The 6,688-nt window shown below is 70.8% G+C and carries 4 protein-coding genes; 3 read left to right on the top strand and 1 reads right to left on the bottom strand.

From position 1 onward, the window contains the following. Positions 1-1,812, bottom strand: a 1,812-nt coding sequence (locus tag PV363_RS14470; RefSeq protein ID WP_301022681.1) for a DNA topoisomerase IV subunit A, incomplete at its 3' end; no start/stop codon positions are given. A gap of 118 nt (positions 1,813-1,930) precedes the next feature. Here PV363_RS14470 and PV363_RS14465 point away from each other — a divergent pair. From PV363_RS14465 to PV363_RS14455, 3 genes are all read left to right on the top strand, one after another. Then, entirely contained in the window at positions 1,931-4,642 is a 2,712-nt protein-coding gene (locus tag PV363_RS14465) for a bifunctional GNAT family N-acetyltransferase/acetate--CoA ligase family protein (RefSeq protein ID WP_220344467.1), read from the top strand. Between the two features lie 65 nt (positions 4,643-4,707). Continuing rightward, the gene (locus tag PV363_RS14460; RefSeq protein ID WP_220344468.1) at positions 4,708-5,343 is read left to right on the top strand and encodes a DUF5998 family protein; all 636 of its coding nucleotides are present in this window, start codon (positions 4,708-4,710) and stop codon (positions 5,341-5,343) included. Beyond that, positions 5,340-6,467 carry a nucleotide pyrophosphatase/phosphodiesterase family protein gene (locus tag PV363_RS14455; protein ID WP_301022680.1) on the top strand — a complete coding sequence of 376 codons (1,128 nt, stop codon included), beginning with the start codon at positions 5,340-5,342 and terminating at the stop codon, positions 6,465-6,467. Before PV363_RS14460 ends, PV363_RS14455 begins: the two co-directional genes overlap by 4 nt. Positions 6,468-6,688: the final 221 nt, after the last annotated feature.

Here is a 6,688-nt window from a genome sequence, read left to right as displayed (position 1 = left end):
GTCCGGGCCTAGACCCGTCGTGGTCATCTCCGTCAGCGGCACGCCGCCCTGGAGGTTGGGCGCGGCCGCGGTGGGGGGAAGGCCGGGGAGGTCGATGACCGACAGCTTGATGACGCGGCCCGCCGAGGTGAGGAGCCCGACCTCGCCGCGGGCGGTCGTACGGACGGCCGAGGCGACGACGTCGTGGAGGTGGCGCCCGGACTCGATCTCCGGGACCGTGTCGTCGGTGGTGCGTGCGAGCAGACCGGTGGCGGAGAGCAGGACGTAGCAGGGGTCGTCGGTGACCTCGAGCGGGACGGCGGCCGTGACGGCCTGACCGGCGCTCTCCAGCAGGACCGTACGCCGAGGGGTGCCGTACTTCTTGGCGACCTCGCCCAGCTCGTCCGACACCAGGCCCCTGAGCATCGTCTCGTCGGCCAGGATCGCGTCGAGCTGCTCGATCGTCGCGCGGAGCTCGTCGGCTTCCCGCTCGAGCTCGATCCGTGACGTCCGGGTCAGCCGGCCCAGCTGGAGGTCGAGGATGTAGGAGGCCTGGACGTCGGAGAGGTCGAAGACGGACTTGAGCCGCTCGTGCGCCTCGCTGCGGGTGTCGCTGCTCCGGACCAGCTGGATGACCTCGTCGATGTCGAGGATCGCGATCAGCAGCCCCTCGACGAGGTGCAGGCGGTCGGCGGCCTTGCGGCGGCGGAACTCGCTGCGGCGTCGCACCACGTCGAGGCGGTGGGCGAGGAACACCTCCAGGAGCTCCTTGAGCCCGAGAGTGCGCGGCTGCCCGTCGACGAGGGCGACGTTGTTGATCCCGAAGGAGTCCTCCAGCGGCGTCATCTTGTAGAGCTGGGCGAGCACCGCGTCGGGGTTGAAGCCGTTCTTGACCTCGATCACCAGGTTGATGTCGGCCTCGGAGAGGTTCTTGAGGTCGGAGATGCCCTGGAGCTTCTTGGACTGGACCAGGGTCTTGATCCGCTCGATGACCTTCTCGGGCCCCACGTTGTAGGGGAGCTGCTTGATCACGATGCCCTTGCGGCGGGGCGTGATGCTCTCGATCTGGGCCGACGCACGCATCATGAACTTGCCTCGGCCGGTCGCGTAGGCCTCTCGGATGCCCTCGAGACCGACGATCTTGCCCCCGGTCGGGAGGTCAGGGCCGGGAACGAAGCGCATCAGGTCGTCCAGGGACGCGTCCGGCTTCTTGATCAGGTGGCGCAGGGCCTGGACGACCTCGACGAGGTTGTGCGGCGCCATGTTGGTCGCCATGCCCACGGCGATGCCGGACGCTCCGTTGACGAGGAGGTTGGGGAGCGCGGCGGGCAGGACCGACGGCTCCTCCTCGCGGGAGTCGTAGTTGGGCCGGAAGTCGACGGTGTCCTCGTCGATGCTCTCGGTCATCGCGGTCGCCGGCGGCGCCATCCGGCACTCGGTGTAGCGCATCGCGGCGGGACCGTCGTCGGGAGAGCCGAAGTTGCCCTGGCCGTGCACCAGCGGGAGCCGCAGGGACCACGGCTGGACCATCCGGACGAGCGCGTCGTAGATCGACCCGTCTCCGTGCGGGTGGAGGCGACCCATGACCTCGCCGACCACGCGCGCGCTCTTGACCGTCCCGCGGTCGGGCCGCAGGTTCATGTCGTCCATCGTGTAGAGGATCCGACGCTGGACCGGCTTCAGGCCGTCGCGGGCATCGGGCAGCGCACGGGAGTAGATGACCGAGTAGGCGTACTCCAGAAAGCTCGACCGCATCTCCTCGCGCACGTCGACGTCGAGGATGTGCTCCTCGTAGTCGGCCGGTGGCGGGGCGCTCGGCGTACGACGGGCCATGCACGTCCTCTCTCGTCGGTCGCTGCCTCGGTCAGCGCTCCAGAGAACCCTAGGCCATCGTCTCGACGACCCTGGGTCGCGACGCCGTGACCCGGGCAGCAGACGGTAGATTCTGGGTGTGGCCGAGCAATCCGACGCACCTGACGACCGCTACCCCGAGCACTGGGAGGCGGACGTGGTGCTCCGTGACGGCGGCACCGCCCACCTCCGACCGATCATCCCCGAGGACGCCGACGAGCTCGTACGCTTCTACTCCCGCGTCTCGGAGCAGTCGAAGTACTACCGGTTCTTCGCGCCGTACCCGACCCTCTCCGACCGAGACGTCAAGCGGTTCACCGTGGTCGACTACCTGACCCGGGTCGCGTTCGTCGTGACGATCGGCGACAGCATCATCGCCGTCGGGCGCTATGACGCGGTCGGCGAAGGGGAGGCAGAGGTCGCGTTCCTCGTCGAGGACGACCACCAGGGACGCGGGCTCGGACAGCTGCTGCTCGAGCACCTGGCGCAGGCCGGCCGCGAGATGGGCATCCACCGGTTCGTGGCCGACGTGCTCCCGGCGAACGTCCGCATGATCCAGGTCTTCCGCGACCAGGGCTACCAGGTCGAGCGCAGCGTCGAGGACGGCGTGATGCGTCTGGTCTTCTCGATCGACCCGACCGAGACCGCGATCGGGGTCATGCAGTCCCGCGAGCACCGGGCCGAGGCCGCCTCGATCGAGCGCTTCTTCAACGCCCGCAGTGTCGCCGTCATCGGTGCCAGCCGGCGTCAGGACACCATCGGCCAGGGCATGATCCGCAACCTCGTGCTGGGCGACTTCGCCGGCGCCGTCTATGCGGTGAACCCGCAGGCGGAGGCGGTCTCCGGTCTCCCGGCCTACAAGAAGGTCCAGGACATCCCGGGCGAGGTCGACCTCGCCGTCATCGCCGTCCCCGCCGAGTCGGTCCCCGAGGTCGTGCTCGACTGCGCCGCCAAGGGCGTCCACGGCCTGGTCGTGATCTCCTCAGGATTCGCCGAGATCGGCGAGGAGGGACGCCGGCGTCAGCGTCGTCTGGTCGGGCTCGCCCGGTCGTACGGGTTGCGTCTGGTCGGGCCGAACTGCCTGGGGGTCATCAACACCTCCTCACGCGTACGCCTCAACGCGTCGTTGTCGCCGATCATCCCGCCGCGTGGGCGCGTCGGGTTCTTCTGCCAGTCCGGCGCGCTGGGTCTCGCGATCCTCGAGAACGTCGACCGCCGGGGCCTCGGACTGTCCACCTTCGTCTCCGCGGGCAACCGCGCCGACGTCTCCGGCAACGACCTCCTCCAGTACTGGGAGGAGGACGACGCGACCGAGGTCGTGCTGCTCTACCTCGAGTCGATCGGCAACCCCCGCAAGTTCTCCCGCATCGCCCGGCGCGTCGGCCGCAAGAAGCCGATCGTGGCCGTGAAGTCGGGTCGCTCGACGCAGGGCGTCCCGGTGGGGCATGCCGTGCGCAAGACGACGGCCCCGCAGTCGGCGGTCGATGCGATGTTCCGTCAGGCGGGCGTCATCCAGGTCGACACGCTCGGCGAGATGTTCGACGTCGCCCAGCTGCTCGCCCACCAGCCGCTGCCGCGCGGTCCGCGGGTCGCGGTGGTCGGCAACAGCGACGCGCTGGCGCTGCTGGTCGCCGACGCCGCCGCCGCGTCCGGACTCACCGTCGCCGAACCCATCGCGCTCGGCGCGAGCGCCGGTGCCGACGACTTCGAGGCCGCCCTCGACGCTGCGATCGACAACCCCGAGGTGGACGCGATCGTGGCCGTCTACATCCCGCCGGTCAACACCTCCGGCGAGGAGGTCGCCAACGTGCTCGCTGCCGTGGGGGAGCAGTCCGACAAGCCGATCGTCTCGACCTTCCTCGGCACCGAGGGGGTGCCCGAGCTGCTGCGCGTCCCGGACGTCGAGGGGGCGGCGGGGCGCGGCTCGGTCCCGTCGTACTCGGCGCCTGAGTCCGCCGTACGCGCACTGGCGCGCGTCGTCAGCTATGCGCAGTGGGCAGGCAGCGAGCAGGGCGTGATCGCCCACTACGACGACGTCGACCGTACGGCCGCCAGCGACCTCGTCCGCGCCGGGCTCGCTCGCAACCCCGATGGCGGATGGCTCACCGACGACGAGGTGCACCAGCTGCTCGCCATGTACGGCATCGACCTGTGGGACTGGGAGCCGGCTCCGACGCTCGAGGCCGCGATCGCGGCAGGGGAGCAGTTCGAATGGAACGTCGTGCTCAAGGCGACCGCCGACACGGTCCGGGCACGCCCTGATCTCACCCACGTCTGGCGCAACATCGCTGACGCCGACGACATGCGTGAGGCGTGGGCGGTGATGACCGCCGACATCGGCCCGCCGGAGCGCGCGATGTTCGTCGTCCAGAAGATGGCACCTCCCGGCGTCCCGATGTCGATCCGTACGGTCGAGGACCCGCTCTTCGGGCCGGTGCTGTCGTTCGCGCTCTCGGGCGCGGCCGCAGACCTGCTCGAGGACCGCTCGTACCGGATCCCGCCGGTCACCGACGTCGACGTCGCCAGCATGATCCGCGAGCTGAAGTCGGCGCCGCTCCTGTTCGGCTACCGCGGCGGACCTCGTGCCGACCTCAAGTCCATCGAGGACCTCCTGCAGCGGGTCGCCGCGCTCAAGGACGACCTTCCCGAGGTGTCGGAGCTGAGCCTCGAGCCGGTGGTCGCGAGCCCCGCGGGACACCACGTCCTCAAGGCGCGCGCACGGGTCGCGCAGCCGACCGACACCCGGCGCGACTGGTACGTGCGGCGCCTCAGCACGCCGGCTGGCCTCGGAGACACGTTGGCCGGCGCATGAGGTGGCGGCGCCAGGTTCCGGGGAGGGGCCGACGTGACTTCCGTGACAGTGGGAGACTGGTAGACATGGCCAACCGACATCCGTTGCCGCAGCGGCCCGAGACCGAGACCTCGGACCAGCCGGGCGACCGCACCGCCACGCTGAGCGCCGACATCGAGACCACCGGCTACTACCCGCAGGTGGTGGCCGCCGGGATCGCCGATGCGCTCGCGGGCGAGCCCGTCCTCGCGTACGTGCTCCACCACGAGCCCACGTTCGACGGTGACGAGGTGCGCCGCCACATGACGGTGCTGACCCTGACGCCCACACGCCTGGTCCTGGCCCACACCGACGAGCACCCGGCCGACGACGTGCTGCCGGAGCCCTACACCTCGACGACGACCGAGGCGGTGCCGCTGCGCGCCGTCGACTCGGTCGTGGTCACCCGCACCGTTCCGACGGCCACCGCCGTCACCTCGGACCGGTCCAACGACCCTGCCGAGGCCGTCCTGACGATCGGCTGGGGCGCAGTACGGCGTCTCGACCTGGAGCCGGCCGCCTGCTCCGACCCCGACTGCGAGGCCGACCACGGATACACCGGCTCGGCGACTGCCGACGACTTCTCGCTGCGCGTCAGCGCGGCCGCCGACGGCGGTGCCGCCGTGCAGCGTCTGCTCGCCTTCACCCGTGAGCTGTCGGCGGCGACGAGCCGTCCGCGGTGACGGCTGCCGGGACGGTGCTTCCTGCCGTCGACTACGACGCCCGTGCTCTGACCTCGGTGCTCCCGAGCGTCGCGGCGGCGATGGGCGTCCCCAGCTGGACCGACACCCTCGGGCTGCCCCCCGCCGAGCGCTACGTGGTCGTGCTCGTCGACGGGCTCGGCTACGACCTGCTCGCCGAGCACGCTGATGCGGCCCCGTACCTCGCGGGCCTCCTCGACCGTGAGCCGCTGCTCAGTGGTCTGCCGTCGACCACCGCCACGAGCCTCACGTCGCTGGGCACCGGGCTGCCGCCCGGGCGCCACGGCGTCGTCGGCTACACGAGCCGGATCCCCGGCACCGACCGCGTCATGAACTCGCTGCGCTGGGACCCTCAGGTCGACCCCTCGCAGTGGCAGCCGTACCCGACGATGTTCGAGCGCATCGACGCCGCCGGCATCCCGACGTCGACGGTCAACAAGGCCGAGTTCGAGGGCAGCGGGTTGACCGTGTGCAGCCAGGGCGGGGTGCCGTTCCACCCGTTCGGCTCGGTGTACGAGCGCCTCGACGTGGTCGTGGAGGCTTCCGAGGCGACGCCGGGGTCGCTGGTCTACACGTACGAGTCGACGCTCGACCACACCGGCCACGAGAAGGGCTGCACCTCCCCGGAGTGGCGTGACCGCCTGCGCGGCATCGACCACGACCTCGCCGACCTGCGTGCCGAGCTCGGGTCGGGGACGGCGATGCTCGTCACCGCCGACCACGGGATGCTCGACCTCCCGCGCGCCGGACGGTTCGACGTCGAGGCGGAGCCCCAGCTGCTGACCGACGTGACGGTCTTCGCCGGTGAGGCGCGGTTCCGCCACCTCTACACGCGGTCCGGTGCCGAGCACGAGGTCGCCGGTCGTTGGCGCGACCGCGTCGGAGAGCAGGCTCTGGTCCTCACCAGGGACGAGGCCGAGGCCGCCGGTTGGTTCGGCTCGATCGACGACGCCGTCCGTCCCCGGATCGGCGACGTCGTGGTGGCCTCGCTCGGTGACTTCGGCGTGTTCTCGTCGCGTCACTTCGGGATCGAGCTCCGCATGGCCGGCTTCCACGGGTCGGTGACCCCGGCCGAGATGCGCGTGCCGTTGCTCGTCGACGTCTGAGCGGAGACTGCAAAGGACGTGGTCGGCGGACTGCGCCCTGGATAGCGTTCGCTCATGGCCCATGCCCGCGCGGGGGACTCCGCGCGCCCGATGCTGCTCGCCGTCGACCGCGACCCGGCTCTCCTCGAACGCGTCGAAGGCGAGCTCACGCGTGCCTTCGGGAGCGACTTCCGCATCCGCGGTGAGCTGACCGCGCACGAGGCCGTCCGCACCCTGGAGCG

The organism is Mumia sp. (assembly GCF_028803055.1).
In the GTDB taxonomy this organism is placed as follows: domain Bacteria; phylum Actinomycetota; class Actinomycetes; order Propionibacteriales; family Nocardioidaceae; genus Mumia.
Note: the sequence above shows the minus strand (reverse complement) of the source record. Positions and strands in the feature narration are given on the sequence as shown.